The sequence below is a fragment of the Bacillus sp. V33-4 genome, from assembly GCF_002860225.1.
GTDB classification, from domain to species: Bacteria; Bacillota; Bacilli; order Bacillales; family Cytobacillaceae; genus Bacillus_BJ; species Bacillus_BJ canaveralius.
Map to the genome: position 1 here is coordinate 1 of NZ_PGVC01000012.1, position 24,059 is coordinate 24,059.

At 44.9% G+C, this 24,059-nt stretch carries 16 protein-coding genes, 20 tRNA genes, 1 rRNA gene and 1 pseudogene; 34 read left to right on the forward strand and 4 right to left on the reverse strand.

Annotated features, from left to right (window positions below; genetic code table 11):
- Window positions 1-162 precede the first annotated feature (162 nt).
- From rrf to CVD23_RS04805, 26 genes are all read left to right on the forward strand, one after another.
- Window positions 163-278: ribosomal RNA gene (rrf, locus tag CVD23_RS04680) — 5S ribosomal RNA — on the forward strand.
- Window positions 279-289: 11 nt separating this feature from the next.
- Window positions 290-362 (forward strand) — tRNA-Val (locus tag CVD23_RS04685).
- A gap of 4 nt (window positions 363-366) precedes the next feature.
- Window positions 367-442 (forward strand) — tRNA-Thr (locus tag CVD23_RS04690).
- Between the two features lie 16 nt (window positions 443-458).
- Window positions 459-534: transfer RNA gene (locus tag CVD23_RS04695), tRNA-Lys, on the forward strand.
- An 87-nt stretch (window positions 535-621) separates the two neighbouring features.
- Window positions 622-706, forward strand: a tRNA-Leu gene (locus tag CVD23_RS04700).
- 7 nt (window positions 707-713) lie between these two features.
- Window positions 714-785, forward strand: a tRNA-Gly gene (locus CVD23_RS04705).
- 12 nt (window positions 786-797) lie between these two features.
- A tRNA-Leu gene (locus CVD23_RS04710) sits at window positions 798-886 on the forward strand.
- Window positions 887-922: 36 nt separating this feature from the next.
- A tRNA-Arg gene (locus CVD23_RS04715) sits at window positions 923-999 on the forward strand.
- Between the two features lie 10 nt (window positions 1,000-1,009).
- Window positions 1,010-1,086 (forward strand) — tRNA-Pro (locus CVD23_RS04720).
- 14 nt (window positions 1,087-1,100) lie between these two features.
- Window positions 1,101-1,176, forward strand: a tRNA-Ala gene (locus CVD23_RS04725).
- 23 nt (window positions 1,177-1,199) lie between these two features.
- Window positions 1,200-1,276 (forward strand) — tRNA-Met (locus CVD23_RS04730).
- Window positions 1,277-1,440: 164 nt separating this feature from the next.
- Window positions 1,441-1,517, forward strand: a tRNA-Ile gene (locus tag CVD23_RS04735).
- 16 nt (window positions 1,518-1,533) lie between these two features.
- Window positions 1,534-1,626 (forward strand) — tRNA-Ser (locus tag CVD23_RS04740).
- Between the two features lie 451 nt (window positions 1,627-2,077).
- Window positions 2,078-2,151, forward strand: a tRNA-Met gene (locus CVD23_RS04745).
- Between the two features lie 3 nt (window positions 2,152-2,154).
- Window positions 2,155-2,230 (forward strand) — tRNA-Asp (locus CVD23_RS04750).
- A gap of 147 nt (window positions 2,231-2,377) precedes the next feature.
- A tRNA-Phe gene (locus tag CVD23_RS04755) sits at window positions 2,378-2,450 on the forward strand.
- 46 nt (window positions 2,451-2,496) lie between these two features.
- Window positions 2,497-2,570 (forward strand) — tRNA-Gly (locus tag CVD23_RS04760).
- Window positions 2,571-2,573: 3 nt separating this feature from the next.
- Window positions 2,574-2,650: transfer RNA gene (locus CVD23_RS04765), tRNA-Ile, on the forward strand.
- A 90-nt stretch (window positions 2,651-2,740) separates the two neighbouring features.
- Window positions 2,741-2,815: transfer RNA gene (locus CVD23_RS04770), tRNA-Asn, on the forward strand.
- A 7-nt stretch (window positions 2,816-2,822) separates the two neighbouring features.
- Window positions 2,823-2,913: transfer RNA gene (locus tag CVD23_RS04775), tRNA-Ser, on the forward strand.
- A gap of 8 nt (window positions 2,914-2,921) precedes the next feature.
- Window positions 2,922-2,993, forward strand: a tRNA-Glu gene (locus CVD23_RS04780).
- A gap of 551 nt (window positions 2,994-3,544) precedes the next feature.
- Window positions 3,545-5,491: a 1,4-alpha-glucan branching protein GlgB gene (glgB, locus tag CVD23_RS04785; RefSeq protein ID WP_101665351.1), complete on the forward strand. Its 1,947-nt coding sequence runs from the start codon at window positions 3,545-3,547 to the stop codon at window positions 5,489-5,491.
- Window positions 5,433-6,578, forward strand: a complete 1,146-nt coding sequence (locus CVD23_RS04790; RefSeq protein WP_101576424.1) for a glucose-1-phosphate adenylyltransferase — start codon at window positions 5,433-5,435, stop codon at window positions 6,576-6,578. Before glgB ends, CVD23_RS04790 begins: the two co-directional genes overlap by 59 nt.
- Before the next feature lie 68 nt (window positions 6,579-6,646).
- The gene (locus CVD23_RS04795) at window positions 6,647-7,675 is read left to right on the forward strand and encodes a sugar phosphate nucleotidyltransferase (RefSeq protein ID WP_101576423.1); all 1,029 of its coding nucleotides are present in this window, start codon (window positions 6,647-6,649) and stop codon (window positions 7,673-7,675) included.
- Window positions 7,672-9,123: a glycogen synthase GlgA gene (glgA, locus tag CVD23_RS04800; protein WP_101665352.1), complete on the forward strand. Its 1,452-nt coding sequence runs from the start codon at window positions 7,672-7,674 to the stop codon at window positions 9,121-9,123. Before CVD23_RS04795 ends, glgA begins: the two co-directional genes overlap by 4 nt.
- A complete protein-coding gene (locus tag CVD23_RS04805) occupies window positions 9,113-11,521 on the forward strand; it encodes a glycogen/starch/alpha-glucan phosphorylase (protein ID WP_101576421.1) in 2,409 nt (802 codons plus the stop codon). Before glgA ends, CVD23_RS04805 begins: the two co-directional genes overlap by 11 nt.
- Window positions 11,522-11,990: 469 nt before the next feature.
- On the opposite strand, the gene CVD23_RS04810 is transcribed toward CVD23_RS04805, so the two are convergent.
- A complete protein-coding gene (locus CVD23_RS04810) occupies window positions 11,991-12,923 on the reverse strand; it encodes a 1,4-dihydroxy-2-naphthoate polyprenyltransferase (RefSeq protein ID WP_101576420.1) in 933 nt (310 codons plus the stop codon).
- A 329-nt stretch (window positions 12,924-13,252) separates the two neighbouring features.
- Between CVD23_RS04810 and CVD23_RS04815 the strand changes: the two genes are divergently transcribed.
- The 8 genes and pseudogenes from CVD23_RS04815 to CVD23_RS22770 form a co-directional block, all read left to right on the forward strand.
- A complete protein-coding gene (locus tag CVD23_RS04815) occupies window positions 13,253-14,659 on the forward strand; it encodes an isochorismate synthase (RefSeq protein ID WP_101576419.1) in 1,407 nt (468 codons plus the stop codon).
- Entirely contained in the window at window positions 14,656-16,404 is a 1,749-nt protein-coding gene (gene menD, locus CVD23_RS04820; protein WP_101665353.1) for a 2-succinyl-5-enolpyruvyl-6-hydroxy-3-cyclohexene-1-carboxylic-acid synthase, read from the forward strand. The genes CVD23_RS04815 and menD overlap by 4 nt, the downstream gene beginning before the upstream one ends.
- A gap of 2 nt (window positions 16,405-16,406) precedes the next feature.
- On the forward strand, window positions 16,407-17,216 hold the full coding sequence (menH, locus tag CVD23_RS04825) for a 2-succinyl-6-hydroxy-2,4-cyclohexadiene-1-carboxylate synthase (RefSeq protein ID WP_101665354.1): 810 nt from the start codon (window positions 16,407-16,409) through the stop codon (window positions 17,214-17,216).
- 15 nt (window positions 17,217-17,231) lie between these two features.
- Window positions 17,232-18,050: a 1,4-dihydroxy-2-naphthoyl-CoA synthase gene (gene menB / locus CVD23_RS04830; protein ID WP_101665355.1), complete on the forward strand. Its 819-nt coding sequence runs from the start codon at window positions 17,232-17,234 to the stop codon at window positions 18,048-18,050.
- An 83-nt stretch (window positions 18,051-18,133) separates the two neighbouring features.
- The gene (locus CVD23_RS04835; RefSeq protein ID WP_245917359.1) at window positions 18,134-19,639 is read left to right on the forward strand and encodes an o-succinylbenzoate--CoA ligase; all 1,506 of its coding nucleotides are present in this window, start codon (window positions 18,134-18,136) and stop codon (window positions 19,637-19,639) included.
- Window positions 19,636-20,742: an o-succinylbenzoate synthase gene (gene menC / locus CVD23_RS04840; protein WP_101665356.1), complete on the forward strand. Its 1,107-nt coding sequence runs from the start codon at window positions 19,636-19,638 to the stop codon at window positions 20,740-20,742. Before CVD23_RS04835 ends, menC begins: the two co-directional genes overlap by 4 nt.
- A 129-nt stretch (window positions 20,743-20,871) precedes the next feature.
- Window positions 20,872-21,117: a DUF817 family protein gene (locus tag CVD23_RS04845; RefSeq protein ID WP_374702615.1), complete on the forward strand. Its 246-nt coding sequence runs from the start codon at window positions 20,872-20,874 to the stop codon at window positions 21,115-21,117.
- Window positions 21,029-21,217: pseudogene (locus tag CVD23_RS22770) on the forward strand (DUF817 family protein); the annotation flags it as partial. The gene CVD23_RS04845 and the pseudogene CVD23_RS22770, both read left to right, overlap by 89 nt.
- A 66-nt stretch (window positions 21,218-21,283) precedes the next feature.
- Here the strand turns inward: CVD23_RS22770 and CVD23_RS04850 are convergent.
- The 3 genes from CVD23_RS04850 to CVD23_RS04860 form a co-directional block, all read right to left on the reverse strand.
- On the reverse strand, window positions 21,284-21,436 hold the full coding sequence (locus tag CVD23_RS04850) for a DUF1540 domain-containing protein (RefSeq protein ID WP_101576414.1): 153 nt from the start codon (window positions 21,434-21,436) through the stop codon (window positions 21,284-21,286).
- Between the two features lie 95 nt (window positions 21,437-21,531).
- Entirely contained in the window at window positions 21,532-22,572 is a 1,041-nt protein-coding gene (locus CVD23_RS04855) for a cytochrome d ubiquinol oxidase subunit II (RefSeq protein ID WP_101665357.1), read from the reverse strand.
- 15 nt (window positions 22,573-22,587) lie between these two features.
- Window positions 22,588-23,949 carry a cytochrome ubiquinol oxidase subunit I gene (locus CVD23_RS04860; RefSeq protein ID WP_101665358.1) on the reverse strand — a complete coding sequence of 454 codons (1,362 nt, stop codon included), beginning with the start codon at window positions 23,947-23,949 and terminating at the stop codon, window positions 22,588-22,590.
- Between the last annotated feature and the right edge of the window lie 110 nt (window positions 23,950-24,059).

Here is a 24,059-nt window from a genome sequence, read left to right on the forward strand (position 1 = left end):
GAGCTGACTGATACTAATCGATCGAGGACTTAACCACAATTTGAAATGGTATTCTCGGATACACTTACTTCTTCTGGATTATCTAGTTTTGAGAGAACGAATCTTTCATTTTCTCTTGCAATAATTTTAAAAGGCATTATAATAAAATATGTCTTTAACTTGTCTGGTGACGATAGCGAGAAGGTCACACCCGTTCCCATCCCGAACACGGAAGTTAAGCTTCTCAGCGCCGATGGTAGTTGGGGGTCTCCCCCTGTGAGAGTAGGACGCCGCTGGGCAGTTTAAATTTGGAGAATTAGCTCAGCTGGGAGAGCATCTGCCTTACAAGCAGAGGGTCGGCGGTTCGATCCCGTCATTCTCCATTATGCCGGTGTAGCTCAATTGGTAGAGCAACTGACTTGTAATCAGTAGGTTGGGGGTTCAAGTCCTCTTGCCGGCACCACTATTCTTTTTATTTTGAGCCATTAGCTCAGTCGGTAGAGCATCTGACTTTTAATCAGAGGGTCGAAGGTTCGAGTCCTTCATGGCTCACCATTTTAGAAGTGTGAGAAAATGAAAATCAGAAGTCGGATTCAAAAACTTGTTTCAGAGCAATTTCTTAAAATCTGACATCTAACAAATGCGGGTGTGGCGGAACTGGCAGACGCACCAGACTTAGGATCTGGCGCCGCAAGGCGTGGGGGTTCGACTCCCTTCACCCGCACCATTTTATTGCGGAAGTAGTTCAGTGGTAGAATACAACCTTGCCAAGGTTGGGGTCGCGGGTTCGAATCCCGTCTTCCGCTCTTATTAAATTAGCCGGGGTGGCGGAACTGGCAGACGCACAGGACTTAAAATCCTGCGGTAGGTGACTACCGTACCGGTTCGATTCCGGTCCTCGGCACCAAAGTTTTTTGCGATAGCAAAATAACTTTCAATATATGCGCCCGTAGCTCAATTGGATAGAGCGTCTGACTACGGATCAGAAGGTTATGGGTTCGACTCCTGTCGGGCGCGCCATATTATATCTCGGGAAGTAGCTCAGCTTGGTAGAGCACTTGGTTTGGGACCAAGGGGTCGCAGGTTCGAATCCTGTCTTCCCGACCAGTAAAAACGCGTATGGGGCCTTAGCTCAGCTGGGAGAGCGCCTGCTTTGCACGCAGGAGGTCAGCGGTTCGATCCCGCTAGGCTCCACCATTGATTATTATTGTTTTAAATTTGGCGGTGTAGCTCAGCTGGCTAGAGCGTACGGTTCATACCCGTGAGGTCGGGGGTTCGATCCCCTCCGCCGCTACCAAATAAATAAATGATTATGGACCTTTAGCTCAGCTGGTTAGAGCAACGAGCAAAGCATCCATGAATCAAGCTGCGATTTGTACCCATCGAGCCGCTGCTTGAATGAACATACTGAGATGGGGACAGACGGTTTTTGACTACAATCTTTATTAAAATACTCAACATGGACCTTTAGCTCAGCTGGTTAGAGCAGACGGCTCATAACCGTCCGGTCGTAGGTTCGAGTCCTACAAGGTCCACCATTAATACTTATTATTCGGAGGAATACCCAAGTCTGGCTGAAGGGATCGGTCTTGAAAACCGACAGGCGGGTCATACCGCGCGGGGGTTCGAATCCCTCTTCCTCCTCCATATTTTATTTAATAATTTCTATTGTCGCGGGGTGGAGCAACGAGCGTTACTTCACAGAATAAACTGCGAGTTGTACCGATCGAGCCGCAGCTTGGTTTAGCATCCTGAGATCGGGACAGTCCTAATGCTATCAAAGTGCATAGGGAAAACTTAATAATTTCTATTGTCGCGGGGTGGAGCAACGAGCGTTACTTCACAGAATAAACTGCGAGTTGTACCGATCGAGCCACAGCTTGGTTTAGCATCCTGAGATCGGGACAGTCCTAATGCAATCAAAGTGCATAGGGAAAACTTAATAATTTCTATTGTCGCGGGGTGGAGCAACGAGCGTTACTTCACAGAATAAACTGCGAGTTGTACCGATCGAGCTGCAGCTTGGTTTAGCATCCTGAGATCGGGACAGTCCTAATGCTATCAAAGTGCATAGGGAAAACTTTATAATTTCTATTGTCGCGGGGTGGAGCAGTCCGGTAGCTCGTCGGGCTCATAACCCGAAGGTCGCAGGTTCAAATCCTGCCCCCGCAATCTGGTCCCGTGGTGTAGCGGTTAACATGCCTGCCTGTCACGCAGGAGATCGCCGGTTCGATCCCGGTCGGGACCGCCATTTTTTTTTTAATTGGCTCAGTAGCTCAGTCGGTAGAGCAGATTGCTCACATCGATGAAAAGCTTCTGCGGCAATCTGCGAGAAAGATCGTGAGATCTTTTGAGCAAAGGACTTACTGAATTAAAGTTTAGGGAATATTTGAATTATGGCTCAGTAGCTCAGTCGGTAGAGCAAAGGACTGAAAATCCTTGTGTCGGCGGTTCGATTCCGTCCTGAGCCACCTTTATTGTCTGTGGATATGTATAGAAAACTTCTATAAATATGATGCGGGTGTAGTTTAATGGTAAAACTTCAGCCTTCCAAGCTGATATCGTGGGTTCGATTCCCATCACCCGCTCCAAATGGGCCTATAGCTCAGCTGGTTAGAGCGCACGCCTGATAAGCGTGAGGTCGATGGTTCGAGTCCATTTAGGCCCACCATTCGTATAAAATTCAGCTCGGGAGAATAGCTTGGTTGTTCTTCTAGACTAGCGATAAAAAATATCTTAATAATCCGCAGTATCTTAATATTCCGCAGTAGCTCAGTGGTAGAGCATTCGGCTGTTAACCGAACGGTCGCAGGTTCGAATCCTGCCTGCGGAGCCATCTATATGGGGAAGTACTCAAGAGGCTGAAGAGGCGCCCCTGCTAAGGGTGTAGGTCGCGTAAGCGGCGCGAGGGTTCAAATCCCTCCTTCTCCGCCATAATAAACGGCCCCTTGGTCAAGCGGTTAAGACACCGCCCTTTCACGGCGGTAACACGGGTTCGAATCCCGTAGGGGTCATCTATCAAAAAAGCTGTTGACAATGTGTCAGCAGCTTTTTTGATTTGGGTTTGCCATGTAAATTGAATTCAATCCTGGTTCTAGTTGCTAACAGTAAAATGGCTTTGGCTTAATTCCCTGAATTTCCGCTTAAATGATATCGGGCCTGTCAAGCAGATTGGTTATTCCCATGTATCCTCTCATTTCTAATCCATTTGTGTTTCTATTATACAAAGCTCGGCATCAATAATGGTGCCGGGCTTTTTTACATTTGTCTGACGAAATAAGATCATGGGCTGGAGTCATCGAATGAACGAGAAGACTATAACAACGAGACTCCTGTCTGTCCTATTAAAACAACGACTAATAAAATCCTATATTACTAAACTGCTTTTTCGTAACTGCTTGCTGATAATATTGTCGAAACCCCAGTTATTTACATATTTCTATTCAAATTTTATCGAAAAACAGTGTTTATTGTCATAAAATTAAAAAAACTTTTACAAGGATATTCGAAACTCAAATCGAATAATAGATAAAAGTCATGAAATATTTTTGGAGCGGGGAGAAGGATTGTTTTGAATTCATTATTGCCTACGGATTATCAGCTGCATTTGTTTCATGAAGGTACGTTTTATGAAAGCTACCGTTTATTTGGTGCCCATCTATTTGAGGAAAATGAGAGGCAGTTTACCCGATTTTGTGTATGGGCTCCATCTGCTGCCATTGTCAGACTAGTCGGTGATTTCAACAATTGGAATGGAGAAGGGTATACCTTTCATAGAGTGAATAATGAAGGTGTTTGGATGCTGATGGTCGATAGAAATCTGGAGGGTGCCCTATATAAGTATGAAATTATCAATCATAACGGTGAACGGCTGCTAAAATCAGACCCATTCGGCTATTATTCCGAGCTTCGCCCACGAACTGCCTCAATTGTATATTCTCTTAACGGTTACCAATGGAACGACCATAATTGGCGAACTCGCAAAGAGAAAAAGCCGATCTATGCTGAGCCGGCAGCGATATACGAAGTGCATGCAGGCTCCTGGAAAAGGAAAGAGGATGGAAGTTTTCTTACTTACAGGGAGTTGGCTGAGCAACTAATTCCGTATGTCCTGGAGCATGGTTTTACGCAGATTGAGCTGTTGCCATTAGTTGAGCATCCGTTCGACGACTCATGGGGCTATCAGGGTACTGGCTATTATTCCGTTACAAGCCGTTACGGCACACCGCAAGACCTGATGTTTTTCATTGATCAGTGCCATCAAAATGGGATAGGTGTAATACTTGACTGGGTTCCCGGGCATTTTTGCAAGGATGATCATGGACTGTTTCGCTTTGATGGGAGCTATTTGTTTGAGTACCAAAATAGCCATGACCGGGAAAATCATGAATGGGGAACGGCCAATTTTGATCTCGGAAAGCCGGAAGTACAAAGTTTTTTGATCTCCAATGCATTGTTTTGGATGGAATATTTCCATGTGGACGGGTTTCGTGTTGATGCAGTGGCGAACATCATCTATTGGCCTAATTCAGATGGCTGCCATTCCAATCCATACGGGCTCGAATTTTTAAAAAAATTGAATAAGGCTATCTTTGAGCAAGACGAGAACATGTTGATGATCGCAGAGGATTCAACGGACTGGCCACAGGTGACCAGCCCTGTGCATTATGGCGGGCTGGGCTTCAATTATAAGTGGAATATGGGTTGGATGAATGACATTTTGACCTATATGGAAGCTCCCTCCTCTCAAAGAGCAAAACACCACAGCAAAGTAACATTTTCACTGTTATATGCATTTAATGAAAATTTTGTTTTGCCATTCTCCCACGATGAAGTGGTGCATGGCAAGAAATCGCTGCTGGATAAAATGCCGGGAGATTATTGGCAAAAATTTGCGCAACTGCGTCTTTTGCTTGGATTTATGTTTGCCCACCCAGGGAAAAAACTGCTGTTTATGGGCACCGAGCTTGGTCAGTTTGCAGAATGGAAGTTTAGAGAACAGCTTGATTGGCATTTGCTTGAGTATGACATGCACAAAAAATTAAATGACTATGTTAAAGAATTACTTAAGCTTTATAAGCGTTCCAAACCATTGTACGAACTCGATCACCTGGGTGAAGGTTTTGAATGGATTGACGTGGATAATGGGCAGCAGTCAATCTTTTCTTTTATGCGTAAGGGGGCAAAAGAGGGCGAGTTTTTTATCATCATTGGTAATTTTACAGAAAAAACATATCTGGATTATAAAATTGGTGTTCCTGCGGCAGGACAGTACCGCGAAATATTTAACAGTGACCAGCTCGCATTTGGCGGGGCAGGTTTTGTGAACAAGCGGGTTGTAAAAGCGGAAGAAAGCAGCTTTCACGGAAGGCCTTATTCTGTGAAATTAACGGTATCGCCATTTGGGTTAACCATATTAAGACCTGTGAAAAAGCGGAAGGAGATGAACAGCAATGGTGAAGAAAAAGTGCGTCGCAATGCTACTAGCAGGAGGAAAGGGAAGCAGGCTTAGTACATTGACGAAGAGCCTGGCGAAGCCGGCCGTTCCATTTGGCGGCAAATATAGAATCATTGATTTTACGTTGAGCAACTGCACAAATTCCGGGATTGATACTGTCGGTGTCCTCACTCAATATCAACCTCTTGTTTTAAACTCCTATATTGGCATCGGCAGTGCCTGGGACCTGGACCGAAAAGATGGAGGGGTCACAGTTTTACCCCCATATAGCGAGTCCTCTGAAGTGAAATGGTATACAGGAACAGCGAGTGCCATTTACCAAAATTTAAATTATTTAGTTCAGTACGACCCTGAATATGTACTAATCCTCTCCGGAGATCACATTTATAAAATGGATTACGAACAAATGCTGCAATACCACGTTGAAAAAGGGGCAGATGTGACCATTTCCGTCATCGAAGTTCCCTGGGCTGAAGCGAGTCGATTCGGGATTATGAATACGAGCGACGACATGAAAATAACCCAATTTGACGAAAAACCGCAAATGCCAAAAAGCAATCTTGCCTCAATGGGAATTTATATTTTCAACTGGAGCGTTTTAAAAGAGTATTTGGAAATGGATGACCGTAACCCGGAATCCTCACATGATTTTGGCAAGGATGTCATTCCACTCCTTCTTGATGAGAAAAAGAAAATGTATGCCTATCCATTTAAAGGTTACTGGAAAGATGTTGGGACAGTAAAAAGCCTCTGGGAAGCAAACATGGATATGCTGGATGAAGAATGTCAACTTAACCTGTTTGATTATTCGTGGCGAATCTACTCAATCAACCCGAACCATCCTCCACAATATATTTCAGCGGAAGCGGATATTACTGAATCGCTCGTCAACGAAGGCTGCACCATTGAAGGGGATATTAGAAAATCTGTTTTATTCCAGGGTGTTACCGTTGAAAAAGGGGCGGTTGTCAAAGAAACGGTCGTGATGCCGGATGCTGTCATCGGAAAAAACACTTATATCGAAAAAGCGATCGTTCCTTCCAATATCCGTGTTCCTGACGGCACGGTGATCCGCCCTGTCGATGAATCGGAAGAAGTGGTACTCGTGACCGATGAACTGCTGAAAGGTATTTTCTCATAATGTTATCCAGACAAACAGTAAACATTAGTCTGAAACGCTGACAAATAATAAATCGGGAGGGACAAAAGTTGAAAAAGCGACTACTGGGTGTTATTGATGCAACGACCTATCATGAAGATTTAGAAGAATTGATTATTCATCGTTCTCTTGCAGCAGTTCCGATCGCCGGGCGATATCGACTAATTGACTTTGTATTATCAAATATGGTGAATTCAGAAATTGAGAGCGTTGCGATTTTTCCAAAATTCCAATACCGCTCCTTAATGGACCATTTAGGTTCCGGGCGAAACTGGGACCTCAATCGAAAGCGGGATGGACTGTTCTTTTTTCCATCGCCAAATTTAGATGGGCCGCAGCAGGGAATTGGATCGTTTACCCACTTTGCGGCAAACCTCGATTATTTTTACCGAAGTACACAGGATTATGCCGTGATTGCGAACTGTTACACCGTGTTAAATATGGATTTCAGGCCAGTCCTTGATTGGCATCTTGCATCCGGATGTGATATTACAGAGATTCGCCAGAAGGGAAAATCGCTAGAAATGTATCTGGTGAAAAAATCCCTGTTGATTGAATTAATTGAGACAAGAGAAAATACGGGCTATACCTGCATGCGGGATGTTGTGGCCGATATTGGCCATTCATATAGGCTCTGCACCTATAATTATACCGGATTCACCTTTATGATCGACTCAATTAACACTTATTTCAATGCGAGCATGAGCATTCTTCAACCAACGATTTGGCAGCAGCTATTTTTGAAGGATCAGCCAATTTATACAAAAGTAAAAGATGAACCGCCAACCCGCTATTTAGCAGGAGCGAGAGTCAAAAATGCGATGATTGCGAACGGCTGTATCCTTGATGGGTATGTGGAAAACAGCATTATTTCAAGGGGAGTAAAGATCGGCAAAAACTCGGTGATTCGAAACAGTATCATTATGCAAAAATGCCAAATTGCCGAAAACTGTGTGCTAGATTCAGTTATTTTGGATAAGGATGTAAAGATAGAGCCGAATACTGTTATGAAGGCTTCCAGCCGCCATCCGTATGTGATTCGAAAAGGAACCGTACAGGGAGCGTTGATGAATTCGTGAAGCTACTATTTGCTGTATCGGAGTGTATGCCGTTCATTAAATCCGGCGGGTTGGCGGATGTTGCAGGATCATTGCCAAGAGAATTGAAAAAACTCGGAACGGATATCCGTGTCATCATGCCAAAATACGGGAGCCTCCCGGAAGAGTACCGGAAGCGTTTAAAAAAGATTTGTGAACTCAATGTACAGGTCGGCTGGCGCAACCAGTATTGCGGGATTGAAGAGCTTGTATTTGAAGGGGTAACCTATTATTTTGTCGACAATGAGTATTATTTTAAGCGCGATCGCCTGTACGGATATTTTGATGACGGTGAACGATTTGCTTACTTTAACCGGGCTGTGCTAGAAAGCTTGTCCTGCCTCGATTTTTATCCTGATATTCTTCATTGCCATGATTGGCATACTGGCATGATTCCTTTCCTGCTTAAAGCAAGATATGCAAAAAGGGAAGGCTATGGAATGATCAGAACTGTTTTTACGATTCATAACCTGCAATTTCAGGGCGTATATCCTAAGGAAGTTTTGCACGATTTGCTGGGTCTCGGCGATGAATATTTTAACAGTGAACAGCTTGAATTTTATGGAGATGTCAATTTTATGAAGGGGGCACTTGTTGCCGCTGATAAGATCACAACGGTCAGCCCTTCCTACTTAGAAGAAATTCAAATGCCTTATTACGGGGAAAAACTCGATGGATTGCTGAGGAGAAGAAACGCCGATTTGGTTGGTATTTTAAATGGAATTGACGATGAATTTTACAATCCAGCCAATGATCCTTTTGTAACACATCCATACAGTTATAACAATTTGGCCGGAAAAATAAAAAACAAACAAGAGCTGCAGCGTTTGTTCGGGCTCGCTGAGCAGGCTGATACGCCGCTTTTGGTGATGATCACAAGGCTTACTAAGCAAAAGGGACTCGATCTCGTCAAACGGGTGTTTGATGAGCTCATGGCTGAAAATATGCAAATGGTTGTTTTAGGGACAGGGGATGCGGAGTTTGAGGATTTTTTCAGGTGGAAGAGCCACCAGTTTTCATCACAATTTAATGCACATATCGGGTTCGATGAAGCATTGGCCCATAAAATATACGCCGGCGCAGATTTGTTTTTAATGCCGTCCCTATTTGAACCGTGCGGCCTTGGCCAGATGATCGCAATGAATTATGGAGCGGTACCGATTGTCCGGGAAACGGGAGGCTTAAATGATACAGTCCAACCCTTCAATGAGTTTTCCAATGAAGGCAATGGTTTTTCTTTCAAAAACTTTAATGCCCACGATATGCTTTACACGATCCGGAGGGCGCTCCGCTTTTATGAAGATAAAAAGATCTGGGATCAGCTTGTAAAACGGGCGATGAAAACTGACTACAGCTGGGCGCAGTCGGCATTCAAATATAATAAGCTTTATGCTGAGCTGATCTCAAGGAGTGATAGTCATGTTTTCTAACAAAGAGGAATTTAAAGCTTTGTTCCTGCAGCGCCTTGAGATGACATATGGCAAAAGTTTTAATGACAGTACGAAATGGGACCAGTTTCATACACTCGGCAGCATGATCAGGGAATACATCAGCCCGGATTGGATTCAAACGAACGAGCGCTACAGAAGCACAGGGACGAAGCAAGTATACTACCTGTCAATCGAGTTTTTACTCGGGCGGCTGCTGCGGCATAATTTGATGAATATCGGGATGGAAGAGGTAGTGAGCAACGGTTTAAAAGAACTTGGAATCGACCTGGATGAACTTGAAGAGGTCGAGGCGGACGCAGGACTTGGAAATGGCGGACTCGGCAGACTCGCAGCATGTTTCCTTGATTCGCTTGCTTCTTTAAATATGCCGGGACATGGCTGCGGCATCAGATATAAGCACGGCCTTTTTGAGCAGAAAATTGTCGATGGCTATCAAGTTGAACTGCCGGAACAATGGCTTCGGCACGGCCATGTGTGGGAAGTGCGTAAAGCAGATTTAGCCATCAATATCCCGTTTTGGGGGACTGTTGAAAGCTATACGGAAAAAGGCGGGCTTCGTTTCCGCCATGTGGATGCGGAAATGATTACTGCTGTTCCATATGATATTCCGGTCGTTGGCTATAACACAAATACGGTAAATACGCTGCGGCTTTGGAGTGCAGAGCCGTCCCCATATCCAATTAATAAGGATATTTTGAAGTACAAAAGGGAAACAGAATCCGTGTCTGAGTTTCTTTATCCTGATGATACACATGACGAAGGGAAAATCTTGCGGTTAAAGCAGCAATATTTTCTTGTCTCAGCAAGTATTCGTTCCATTATCCGTTCATATAAGCGTAATCATGCCAGCTTGCTTAAACTGCCTCAATACATAGGGCTTCATATTAATGATACACACCCTGTTTTGGCGATCCCGGAGCTGATGCGGATATTGCTCGATGAGGAGAAGCTTGGCTGGGACCAGGCTTGGGAAGTGACGACGAAAACGATTTCTTATACGAATCATACGACTCTCTCAGAGGCGCTCGAAAAATGGCCGATTCGCCTGTTCCAGCCGTTGCTGCCGAGAATTTATATGATCATCAATGAAATTAACGAGCGTTTTTGTAAAGATTTATGGCTGCGCTATCCCGGTGATTGGGAGCGGATTGAAGCTATGGCGATTATCGCACATGGAAAAGTGAAAATGGCCCACCTTGCGATCGTTGGAAGCCATAGTGTCAACGGAGTCGCAAAAATTCACACAGATATTTTGAAGCAACGGGAGATGGTCCGCTTTTTTGAAATATCGCCTGAAAAATTTAATAATAAAACAAATGGAATTAGCCACAGAAGATGGCTCCTCAAGGCAAACCCGCGTCTGGCTGCATTAATCACCGAGACGATTGGCCCGTCCTGGGTGGGAAATCCCAGCTCCCTTTCTCATCTGGGTGAGCATCTTAATGATCAGTCACTCTTGGGACAAATGAACGCTATTAAAAGGGGCAACAAGGAAAGCCTAGCCTTGAAAATCAAGGAGAAAACCGGTATAACCGTTGATCCTGCTTCAATTTTTGATGTGCAAGTGAAAAGGCTGCACGCCTATAAGCGCCAGCTGCTAAACATTCTCCATATCATGCATTTATACAAGCAAATCAAGGATGACCAAAGTTTTAATATGCACCCGAGAACGTTTATCTTTGGGGCAAAAGCTTCGCCGGGCTATTATTATGCGAAGAAGATAATTAAACTGATTCATGCTGTTGCCGACAAAGTGAATCATGATCCGAAAGTAAACGACAAGCTGAAAGTGATCTTTCTGGAAAATTATCGCGTTTCGCTTGCTGAAGAAATATTTCCGGCCACTGACATTAGTGAACAGATTTCGACCGCGAGCAAAGAAGCATCAGGCACCGGGAATATGAAATTCATGATGAATGGCGCTGTCACGCTCGGAACATTGGACGGTGCAAATATTGAAATTATGGAGAAAGCCGGCGAGGAGAATATTTTTGTGTTTGGTTTGAGTGCAAGTGAAGTTTTGAACTATTATCAAAACGGCGGCTATCATTCCCGTGAGTATTACCATCTTGATACGCGGATTCGGAATGTAGTCGACTCGCTTGGCAATGGCTTTTTTCCAGGCGTCGGAGATGAGTTCGAAACCATTTATGATTCCCTGCTTATGCAGAATGATCAGTACTTTGTATTGAGGGATTTTGCCTCTTATGCCGATATTCATAAACAGGCAGGCAAAGCGTACGAAAACGAGCAGGGCTGGCTGAAAATGAGCTTAATGAACATAGCCCATTCCGGCTATTTTTCGAGTGATCGGACGATTCGGGAATATGCGGATGATATATGGAACATCAATTCTTCTCCGGGAGCGGTAAGATAGTAAGACAAGCGCAAGCGCCTTGTTCAGCCCCGACAAGCGCTGGCCGACTAAGAAGCGCCACGTCCTGTGGCAACGTCGGCACTAGTACGTCCTGTACGTCGAAGGGCCTGACGGTGAAGTCGTTCTTTGACTTCATTGGCAGGACCGAAGCGACTCGAAGGGCTAGGCGCTGGGGCTGGACATGGAAACGCCCTACTAAGAAGTATCAAAAATTATATACTTTAACTATAGAAAATGAGGCCGGATTCCGGCCTCATTTTTTGTCTTTATGATTGTCTTCTGCATACCGATCAGACCTGTGGTATGGAATATCTCCAAACGGTGATTCCGTAAGTTCCAGTCTCGATCGCCTTAAGAGGAAGATAGTGGGTTTGGAAGCAGTGGACAACTCTAATCCAAAAAAGACTGATGATCTTTTTCGAAAAATAAAAAAGCTTCCTCGTTGAGACGGAAGCCGTTAATAACAAATTTATAAAAAATAGCTCAGGAACAACCCAATCGACAGTAAAAATCCAAAAATAGTGTTGGTTTGGGCTGTTGCTTTCATAGCAGGCATCATCTGGAGCGGCACTGTTTTGCCAATGAAACCCTTGATCGCTTCCACCGCTTTCGGGGCGCTCAACACAACAAGAGCAAGCCATGGTGATGCCTTGGCACTTACAATCAATCCAAAAACCCAGACAAACGAGATAATGAATTTTCCGGCCAATAAATAGATCGCCCGTTTTCGGCCCAGTAATATGGCCAACGTTTTCCGCCCATTTTCTTTATCGCCATCGAGATCGCGAATATTGTTGGCAAGCAGTATCGCCCCGACCAATAACGCGATTGGAATTGAGACAAGAATACTGATCGTCGAGATAAAGCCTGTCTGAATATAAAAGGAAATTAAGATAATCATGATGCCCATAAACAGGCCGGCAAAGAGTTCTCCGAATGGGGTATAGGCAATCGGGATAGGACCGCCAGTGTATAAATATCCGGCAAGCATACAAGCGAGCCCAATTAATGCAAGCCACCATGTGCTGTTCATGCAAATATAAATTCCGATCAGGAGCGCGAGCCCGTACAAACCAAGAGCCAGTGAGATAACCGTTTTCGCAGAAATACCGTGTCGGACAATCGCGCCACCAATGCCCACTGATTCTTCGTTATCCAAGCCGCGTTTATAATCATAATACTCATTGAACATATTCGTAGCAGCCTGAATAAATAAACTGGCAATGAGCATTGCTGCCAATAAACCAATATGAATGTCAGTATCCTGGAGCGCTAACGCGGTTCCAAGCAGGACCGGTACAAACGCTGCTGTTAACGTATGGGGGCGCGTTAATTGCCACCAGACTCTCCAATTTTGTGAAGATGCAACAGGTGAAGGACTTGTGTGCATATGAGATTGCATCAATCTGTCTCTCCCTTATAAAAAATGATAGTGCAAACCTACTTATTTTATCGAAAGTGTATAGATTTGTCAAAAATATATAGATGGCAACCGTGTGAACTTTTTGTTTACAATTTTTAGTTTAGGTAATCGGATAAGCACTGTCAATGACTTTTTTCGTATATTTCAGGTTGCTTTTGCCAGCTGTTAAAAAGGAAATTATATAATAAGGAAATTACTAGGAATCATCTGATCAGCATTATTGACATTGCACTGGCAGGAGGTGTATCTTAAAATAAGTTTATAACGAAGGATAACAGCTTTATTTCGCTGTTATTGGAGGGATTTTTTTGGTTACTATTCAAGATACAGAGCTTAAGGAAGGCATATCGGAAGCGATAGATAGGGCCAGAAGGTTAGCAAAGCCTGTATTGGTTAGTGAAGTTCATAAACTCGGTCATATCGACCCTCTTGATTATTTCGCTGCTGGAAGGGAGCAATATCTCGGTGAACGGTTTTTTTGGAAGGATCCTTCCGGCCAAACCTTGATTATCGGCCTCGGGATATGCAAGCAAATTCAATCCGACCAGGCGGATGATCGTGTTCTTCAGACTGAAAAAGAGTGGAAGCGCTTTATTGAAGGCTCTGTCATTTATAATCCATACCCACAACCAGGGCTGGGTCCTGTTATGTTCGGTGGATTTTCCTTTGACCCGCTAAAACAGAAAACCCTGTTATGGTCAAAGTTTTCCGATTCTCTTTTCCATATCCCAAAATATATGCTCAGTATAATAGATGGACAAAGCTACTTAACAACTAATGTGGTTTGCACACAGCATGATGATGCTTCATTGGCTGAAAAAGTGGCGGCAAATCGGCAGGAGCTTCTTTCCTCTGCCGCAAAAACTGCCCACTACGATAGCGCTAAGCTTTTGCATAAAGAGGAGATAGATCCCGGGGATTGGAAAAATACTGTCTCCAATGTTGTCGCCGATTTGCAGGAAGGTTCGTTAAAAAAGGTCGTTCTTGCAAGGGAGCTCCGCCTCTATTTTAAAGAGGCAGTTCAAGTGGAAATGGTTCTCTCACGGTTGCTCAAGGAACAAAGAGAGAGCTTTATTTTTGCCTTTGAGTCAAATGGGGATTGCTTTATTGGAGCCTCCCCGGAAAGGCTTGTGAAAAAAGCGGCAAACCAGGTTAAGTCGACTTGCCTTGCCGGCTCGATTGCGCGGGGCAAAACTCTGGAGGAAGACAAACTCCTCGGCAAAACGCTGCTAACGGATCAAAAGAATTTAATCGAGCACCAATATGTTGTCGATATGATTAAAGAAGCTATGGCAGATGCATGTGAACATGTGGACATGCCGAACGAGCCGCAACTTTTAAAAATGAGGGATATTCAGCATTTATATACGCCCGTTACCGGGAGGCTGTTCCAGAATAAAACATTGCTTTCGCTGGTGAAACGGCTCCATCCAACTCCTGCATTAGGCGGCTCGCCAAAATACGAAGCGCTTGCGAAGATTAGAGAGGTTGAGGCAATGGACCGGGGTTTTTATGCTGCTCCGCTCGGCTGGGTGGATTATCATGATAACGGTGAGTTTGCGGTATCGATTCGTTCCGGATTGATTCAGGGAGAAGAGGCATCATTGTTTGCCGGGTGCGGAATTGTCGCAGATTCAAATGCGGAAAGTGAGTACCTGGAGACGGGAATCAAATTTCGCCCAATGCTTACAGCTCTTGGAGGAAGAATGGAATGAGTCATCAAGAAAATTTAACCGCGTATATCGCTGCTTTTGTAGGGGAATTAGTGACAGCTGGGGTAAAGGATGTTGTCGTAAGCCCCGGATCCCGATCAACTCCAATGGCGCTAATGATGGCTGCCCATCCAGAACTTCGTCTTTACGTTCATGTAGACGAGCGTTCAGCGGCGTTTTTTGCGTTAGGGATGGCCAAAGCTTCGCATCGCCCAACCGCAATTCTTTGTACGTCAGGTACAGCTGCGGCTAACTATTATCCAGCAATTATTGAAGCAAACAGCTCCAGGGTGCCGTTAATCGTCCTGACCGCTGATCGCCCCCACGAATTAAGGGACGTCGGGGCACCGCAGGCAATCGACCAGATTCATTTATATGGAAGACATGTGAAATGGTTTATGGAAATGGCGATGCCTGAAGATTCGCCTGATATGCTGCGCTATGCAAGAACTGTTTGCGCACGTGCTGCTGCAACAGCGTTAAGGGCACCGGCCGGCCCGGTCCATTTGAATTTCCCGTTCCGAGAACCTCTTTTGCCTGACCTGCTGAAACAAAATTTGTTCGAGCACGAGGAGAGAACCGACAAATATGTCGGAATCCACTCTGGAGATTTAACTTTGAGTACTGAAAAATATCAGGAAATTTCGAAACATATCAATCAATTTGAAAAAGGCATTATCGTCTGTGGCCCCATTGATAATTCTGAATTGACAGAATCAATCATTCAATTGGCGCAAAAGCTTCAGTTTCCAATCATTGCAGACCCGCTATCGCAACTCAGAAGCGGCAAGCATAACAAAGACTATATTATTGATACTTATGATACTTTCCTGCGAAATGACGAAGGCAGGCAGGCCTTAAAACCAGATCTGATTCTTCGCTTTGGGGCAATGCCTGTCTCAAAGGCTCTGTCCGGCTTTATAAAAGAAAACATTGCTGCTGTCCAATATGTGATTGATGGAGGCGCGGGCTGGCGGGACCCATCGGCAGCTGCATCGGAAATGCTTTATTGCAATGAGCGTGATTTCTGCCGCTCAGTAGCAAAATATGCTTCGTCCGCAAAGCGGTCCCGTTACCTGAAGAGATGGGTTGACTTGAACGATTTTACAAAAATGTCCCTGCGTAAAGTAAATGACATTGCAGAGCTAAGTGAAGGGAAGCTTTTTTGGCAGCTTGCTGAGTTCATCCCGGATCAGTCCGTGTTATTCGTGGCAAACAGCATGCCGATCAGGGATCTGGATACGTTTTTTCATAATAGCGAAAAATCAATCCGGATCATGGCGAACCGCGGAATTAATGGGATTGACGGCGTTATTTCAACTGCGCTTGGTGCTGCAGCTGTATCTGGCCCGGTTTATTTAGTCGTTGGAGATTTGACCTTCTTCCATGACCTTAATGGTTTATTGGCTGCAAAGCTGTACAGTTTAAATATTAAAATTTTGCTGATTAATAATGACGGCGGGGGCATTTTCTCATTCTTGCCCCAGGCAGCTGAGCCCGAACATTTTGAACTTTTATTTGGCACCCCGATCGGCCTCGACTTTGAGCATGTTGTGAGGATGTATCACGGTACTTTTACAAGAGTTTCGGACTGGAGCGGCTTTAACTCTGCATTCCAGCGAAATATCGAGGATGATGGATTGAGTGTAATTGAAATTCCGACAGCAAGAGACAGGAATTTAAGCGAGCATCGAGAATTGTGGAACGATGTTTCCCAGGAAATAAGCGGCTTTTTAAAAGAGGAATAATGATGAAATATGTTTTAAACGGAATCAACTTTCATGTCAGGCGGTGCGGCGACGGTTTTCCGCTAATTCTGCTTCATGGTTTTACAGGCGATTCGTCGGGATGGGAACTGTTCTGCAAGTTATGGGGAGGCCATTCTGAGCTGATCATGCCCGATATTATTGGCCATGGGAAAACAGATTGCCCCAATTCTCCCGATCGTTACCATATCGAATCAGCAGCGGAAGATTTGTGTGAACTGCTTGATCAGATGGAAATCGGACAAGCTGATGTTCTCGGCTATTCAATGGGTGGCAGGCTAGCGTTAACCTTTGCCAAAAAATATCCGGGCCGGGTGCGCAAGCTGATTTTAGAAAGCGCTTCTCCAGGTTTAAAAACAGCGGAAGAAAGATCGAGCAGGAGGAGCGATGATGAGCAGCTTGCCCAATTTATATTGGAAAAGGGAGTAGCACAATTTGTTTCTTATTGGGAAGAAATCCCCTTATTCTCAAGCCAAAAAAGCCTTTCTGAGCAGAAGAAGGAATTAATCAGGCAGCAAAGGCTGAATAACTCGGCAATTGGGCTGGCAAACAGCTTAATTGGAATGGGAACAGGGGCCCAGCCGTCATGGTGGAATGATTTAAGAAATCTGCAGCACCATACCTTGCTTATAACCGGGATATGGGATGACAAGTTTTGCACGATTGCTGCCCTGATGGCTGAACAACTGCCGCAACCCCAGTGGATCACCGTTAACAAAGCCGGACATGCAGTTCATGTGGAACAACCTGAAAAGTTTGGTACAATAGTAAGTAGGTTTTTGATTCATACATAAAAGGAGGAACGAATGATGACAGTTGAATGGGTAGCTGCACGAAATTATGAAGATATTTTATACGAAACATATAACGGTATCGCAAAAATCACGATAAGCCGCCCTGAAGTACGCAATGCATTTCGTCCGAAAACAGTTTCGGAATTAATCGACGCATTTGCCTATGCACGTGATGACGCAAATGTCGGTGTGATTGTGTTAACGGGAGCCGGCGATGATGCTTTTTGTTCGGGCGGCGACCAAAAGGTGCGCGGACATGGCGGGTATGTAGGTGAGGACCAAATTCCCCGCCTGAACGTTCTTGATCTGCAACGCTTGATTCGCGTCATTCCAAAGCCGGTCATTGCGATGGTCAAAGGTTATGCGATTGGCGGTGGCCATGTGCTCCATATCGTGTGCGACTTGACGATAGCAGCGGATAATGCAGTATTCGGTCAAACCGGGCCGAAAGTTGGCAGCTTTGATGCGGGATACGGTTCGGGTTATTTGGCTCGAATTGTCGGCCATAAAAAAGCACGTGAAATATGGTTCCTATGCCGGCAGTACAATGCCCAGGAAGCGCTTGATATGGGACTTGTCAATACGGTAGTTCCGCTTGACCGGGTCGAAGAGGAAACGATTCAATGGTGTGAAGAAATTCTTGAAAAAAGCCCAACAGCACTTCGCTTTCTTAAAGCGGCATTCAATGCCGATACGGACGGACTTGCCGGCATCCAGCAGTTTGCCGGTGATGCAACTCTGCTTTATTACACAACAGACGAAGCGAAGGAAGGCCGGGACGCATTCAAAGAGAAGCGCAAGCCCGACTTTGGGAAATTCCCCCGTTTTCCTTGATCACTCCACAACAGCTTGATGGACCTCCATCAGGCTGTTTTTGTACAATGAAAAAAACGGGACAGAAGGAAGGAAGGAGGGTGATGATTCTGGATGGACAGTGCATTCCCAACTGGTTGAAAAAACGCGCAAACTTGACGCCAGACAGGATGGCCCTTTATTTTTCAGGGGAGTCTTATACGTTTAAAGAGCTTTATATAGAATCATTAAACGCGGCAGCGAAAATTGCCGGATTAAAGATCGACACGGGCGGTTATATTGCCGTACTTTTAAGAAATCATCCCGATACGGTGTTCATTTTATTGGCTTTGCAAATGCTAGGTATCAAAACGGTTATATTGAATAACCGCCTGTCGGCACAGGAACTTTCCTGGCAAATTGGCGATTCTTGTGCTGCTGCTGTCATAACGGAAGAGAGTTTTAGCAGTACGGCTGTTGAAATAACCAAAAAAATGGACGAGACAGCCGTTATCACGAAAGAGCAGCTTTTTGAGCGGCAAGACGGGCAGGCACAGATTGTCGATGAATTTTCGTTAGCAGATGTTTGTACAATTATGTACACGTCAGGAACGACTGGACATCCAAAAGGTGTGCTGCAAACATACGGCAATCATTGGTGGAGCGCGATCGGCTCCGCTCTAAATCTTGGCTTGATGGATAAAGATTGCTGGCTCTGTGCGGTCCCCCTTTTTCACATAAGCGGATATTCGATTCTGATTCGCAGCATCATCTATGGAATCCCGATCGTCCTTCATGAGAAATTTGTTGCAAAAAGGGTTTTGCACGATATCGCTAAATTCAATGTAACGATCATGTCAGTTGTCAGTGTGATGTTGGTCAATTTGATTGACGGCTTAAATGAACACGCGCTGCCCGCTTCATTTCGCTGCATGCTTTTAGGGGGAGGGCCTGCTCCTTTACCGCTTCTCGAAAAATGCAGAAAGAAGTCTATACCCGTTTACCAGACATACGGGATGACGGAAACAGCGTCGCAAATTGTGACGCTGTCCCCTGACTACAGCTTAACTAAGCTCGGCTCAGCAGGGAAACCGTTATTCCTTTCGCAATTAAAAATTGTCAATTTCCTTGGAAATGAAGCGGGGTCTAAAGAAGAAGGAGAAATCTTTGTAAAGGGCCCGAACGTGACACCAGGTTATTTGCATCATGATACGGTCATAGACCATAACTTTGGTGAAGGCTGGCTATCAACGGGAGATATTGGCTTTCTTGATGATGAAGGCTTTTTATACGTTCTCGACAGGCGTTCAGACCTGATCATTTCAGGCGGGGAAAATATTTACCCGGCCGAGATTGAAGGTATTTTATTATCCCATTTCGAAGTGTCCGATGCAGGTGTCATCGGAATAAATGATTCAAAATGGGGCCAGGTACCGGCCGCATTCGTCGTCCGCAAAAGTGGATCAGAAGTAACTGAGGATGATTTGGCCGCTTACTGCAAACAAAAGCTGGCAGGCTATAAGGTTCCGAAACAAATCAACTTTGTTGATGAGCTGCCGCGTAATGCCGCCAATAAACTGTTACGAAGAGATTTGCCCAAGCTGGTCAGAAAGGGGAATGAACGGGATTGAATCTAAAAGCAATCGGGCTGTATGTAATAAAAATGCCGTTGAAGCTCCCCTTCTCAACCCATCTTGGCACGGTTGCTGAGCGGGAGGCAATCATTGTTGAAGCAGTCGATACGAATGGCCTGAAAGGGTATGGAGAGGCTGTTGCTTTTTCTTCTCCGTGGTATACGGAAGAAACCGTCCAAACCTGCTACCACGTCCTGAAGGATTTTTTAATTCCGTTGTTAAAGGATTCGGAGATTAGCCACCCGAATCAAGTCGATTTTCTTTTTCACGGAATCCGCAGAAACCATATGGCAAAGGCTGCCCTTGAAATGGCGATCTGGGATCTTTATGCTAAACAGAAAAATACGCCGCTGGCAAGGATTCTTGGCAGCACGGCGACATCGATCCCAGCCGGAGTTGTGGTCGGTGCAAAGACATCCTCATCAGCCATTGATCAAATAGAAGGTTATATTGGAGAAGGCTATTCACGGATTAAAGTTAAAATCAGTCCAGATAACGATTATGCTTTGCTTGCAATAATTAGGGAAAGATTCCCTGATATTCAGCTGATGGCGGATGCCAATTCTGCTTATACTCTCGATGATATCGAAAAGCTAAAGGCTCTCGATGAATTCGGCCTGTTAATGATCGAGCAGCCGCTTGCAGTTGATGATATCGTCGATCATGCGAAGCTGCAAAAACAGCTAAAGACACCGATCTGCCTTGATGAAAGTATCGTTTCTTTTGACGATGCACGGAAGGCGATCGAGCTTGGCAGCTGCCAAGTGATAAATATTAAGATTGGCCGCGTGGGTGGACTGAACACGGCTCTGGCAATTCACGATTTCTGCAAAGACAGCGGAGTTCCGGTCTGGTGCGGCGGAATGCTCGAATTTGGCGTTTCCCGGGCCCATAATATTGCCTTGGCCGGTTTACCCGGGTTCACCATTCCAGGTGACATTTCTTCATCAAGCCGCTATTGGGAAGAGGATATAATCATGCCGGAGGTTACCGTTCGTCATGGCGCCATCGAGGTGCCGGATCAGCCCGGAATTGGCTTTGAAATCAATTGCAAGCGTCTTAGGGAAACGTGCAGCTTTGAAGAGACTTTTCGATTATAAATGCCTTCATTAAAAAACGGATTTCACCATGCACGGTGTTGTCCGTTTTTCATGCTCATCAGACTGCAATTTTCAGGAAAAGGATCTGTGCTAATATATAGATAGAACTAGCAGACTGGAGAATAGACGATGAGATACATAAAAGATCTACTTTCGTTTGGATACAAACAAGCACTTTCTTGTATATTTCCCGCAGTCATTTTTTTGACGCTCGCTATCTCGCAGTTGGTGTCCTTTTTGCCGTTGGCCCGCTATGATTTTATTTTGATTATTTGCCTTATTGCCTTTTATTTGGATTGCCGAAAACATTGCCACCTTTTGGGGTGCCTGGCAATATCCCAATCAGCAGGACAGCTGGAGCCTTGTGGATTTTAGTAAAATAAGTTCATGGTTCTTGCTTGTTATTGTTAGCTTTTTGATTGTGGCGCAATTAAAACGCTTAAAGCAAAAACGACCGATGTTAACCAGTGAATAGCGGGACAGGTGTAAACACCGGAAATCACAAAGAAAACAGGCAGAGTCTGCCTGTTTAATTGTTGCTTTAGGAGGGTTCAAATGTTTTACAATCTGTTTCACGGCTATTATCCGCCTGGTTGCCTGTATGGCTTACCACGTATATTTGCTCAGCTGCACAGCGATTCCCGTGTTCCCAATACGTGCAGTTATTCACTTCACACAATACGTCTTTTGCCATGCTGTATCACTCCTTTATGGTCGATACATGAATAGCTTTTGCCGAATCTGTGCCGATCATCCGTAACAAAAATAGGCAAGCGTCACCGGCAAAGGCTAACGTGCTTTTTTTCGCTGCAAATAGCGTTTGTCATTCATAAATAAGCTCCAAAAGTAAATAAAGCCTGGAAAAAGGATCAAAAATCCGACTATGTACGTTATAAACACCGCCTGGAATGAGTTAGGATCCGTGAAGCCGGACTCAATCGTTACTTCCGGATAGACGATATATGGCAGGTGGGCTTTTCCATACACATAGCTTGCGACGAGATATTGAAGGGTGGTCGCAATCATCGCAGCGCGCGGCATTCCCTTTACTCCTTTAGTGGTTATGGATGGTAGAAACAGGGCGAGCCCGGCAATGAAAAAAAGTACAACTGAAATGATCAGCAAGTTTAGATCGCCAAGCATATTCTGATAAATCCATTCCGCTTCATTCTCCATCGTCACCATAATCATAAAAGCCATCAACAGCGAAACAGGTCCGACGATTAAAGCATCTCTTCGGTATACATAATATGCTTCCATGGCATCGGATGCCTTTGAGTAGTCTGCAAGCAGCAGCGATGACAGATAGAGCGTACTGCTTACGGCAAAGGCAATAAACGCATACTCATGCTGGCTTGTAAACAGCCTGCCTATATTGAGTGTTTGCCCGTCACCTGAAAAATCGACAAACTCGCCATGGGTAATTGGCAGTACGCTGATCAGCAGCCCGGGAATAAGGATTCCCGTAATCCCCGATATGTACGTCAATACTTTTCGGTAGTCTTCAGCTACGTTGGAAAACACAAGAAAGGCGCTCCGGATTGCCAGCAGCAGTAAGATCATGCTTCCGGGAACGAGCAGTACGGTACCAAGCGTGTAGGCAGCTCCGGGAAATAAGCTGTAGACAGCAACAACAAGTGCGACAATAAATGTGTTCGTTACTTCCCATGTCGGGGACAGATAGCGGTTGGCAATATTAGTGGCCGTTGTTTTTTTTTTATTAAAATAAAGCATCGACCAGAAGCCGGCTCCAAAATCCATCGTGGCCATGACAGCATAGATAAAAACGAATCCCCATAGTACTGTAATGGCTAATAGTGCATCTGTCATGTTTTTTCACCCTTTTTAAGTATTGGATCCGTACAATGGCACACCTTTTTGTTCTGCACGATTTATATCATCGAGAACGGTGTTCCGTTTAAAATAATAAACCAAAACGAAAACAACTGCTGCCCCGAGGACGGCATAAACAGCAACAAACAGAATAAACAGAAGTCCGAGATTACCTGTTGTGGTTGCTGCATCTGGTGTTAATAGAGCCCTGTATATTGCCCATGGCTGCCTGCCCGTGCAGGCAAAAATCCAGCCAAATTCGATCCCCAATACTGCTAATGGCCCAGATGCGACGAACATCCACATAAAAAAGCGTGGAAATCTATCTTTTTTCAAAAATTTGTGCCATACAAACGCAGTGAGCGAAAGCAAAATTAACAGCGTTCCGATTCCGACCATTCCATTGAATAATGTGTGCACAAACAGCGGGGGCCATTCTTCCTCCGGAAATTCATTCAAGCCGACGACAACGGTATCAAAGCTGTTGCCTGCCAAAAAGCTGAGAGCCCACGGAATTTCAAATCCCCATCTAACTTCCTGTGTTTCCGGATCAGTAATGCCGCCAACCGTTAACGGTGCATGCGATTGTGTTTCAAACAGGCCTTCGGCGGCAGCGAGCTTCTCCGGCTGGGTTTCATGAAGGTACTGGGCTGTTGCATGGCCATTAAATGCGGTGAAAAGCGAAAAAATGCCGCCGATAACCAAGCTTAGCATCAACGCTTTGTGGTGAAATCTATAAATCCGTGAACCGAAGTCGCTTTGCAGCATTTTAAACGCGGCAACCGATGCGACGACGAAAGCTCCTGTCAAATATGCAGACAGCGCAACATGGACAGCATTGACAAAAAACCCTGGATTGAAGAAAGCGGCCCACGGGTCGACATCGACAATTTGGCCATCGCGAATATTAAAGCCGGTCGGGCTTCCCTGAAAGGCATGAACGTTTGTAATTAAGACGGCTGAGGCGACCGCTCCGAATGCAACAAGTGTGAGACTGGCGATTCTTCCCCATGGCGGTATCCGTTCTGCCGCATACACATAGATCGACATAAATAAAGCTTCAATAAAAAAGGCATAGATTTCAATTTGAAATGGCAGCGCCATCACTCGGCCGATGACTTCCATAAATCCCGGCCACAATAAAGAGAGCTGGGTTCCGGCAATCGTCCCGGTCGGAATGCCGACGCCAAGCAGCACAGCGAACGCTTTCGTCCATCGTTTTGCCATCACGACATAATCCTGGTCCTTTGTTTTTTGATAAAGCAGCTCAGCTGTCAGCATCATTAACGGCAAACCAACGCCAATCGTTGCAAAAATAATATGAAATCCCATTGTTGTCCCGAATAAAGAACGGGCAATCAGCAAATCATCCATCCATAACCTTCCCTTCCATTGTTGTCCACATTTAAAGCTTAGTGTTTACAACAGAGAGATAAATATGTAAAAGTTTCCTTATTTTGCAGGAACATGTGCAAGAATGTGGA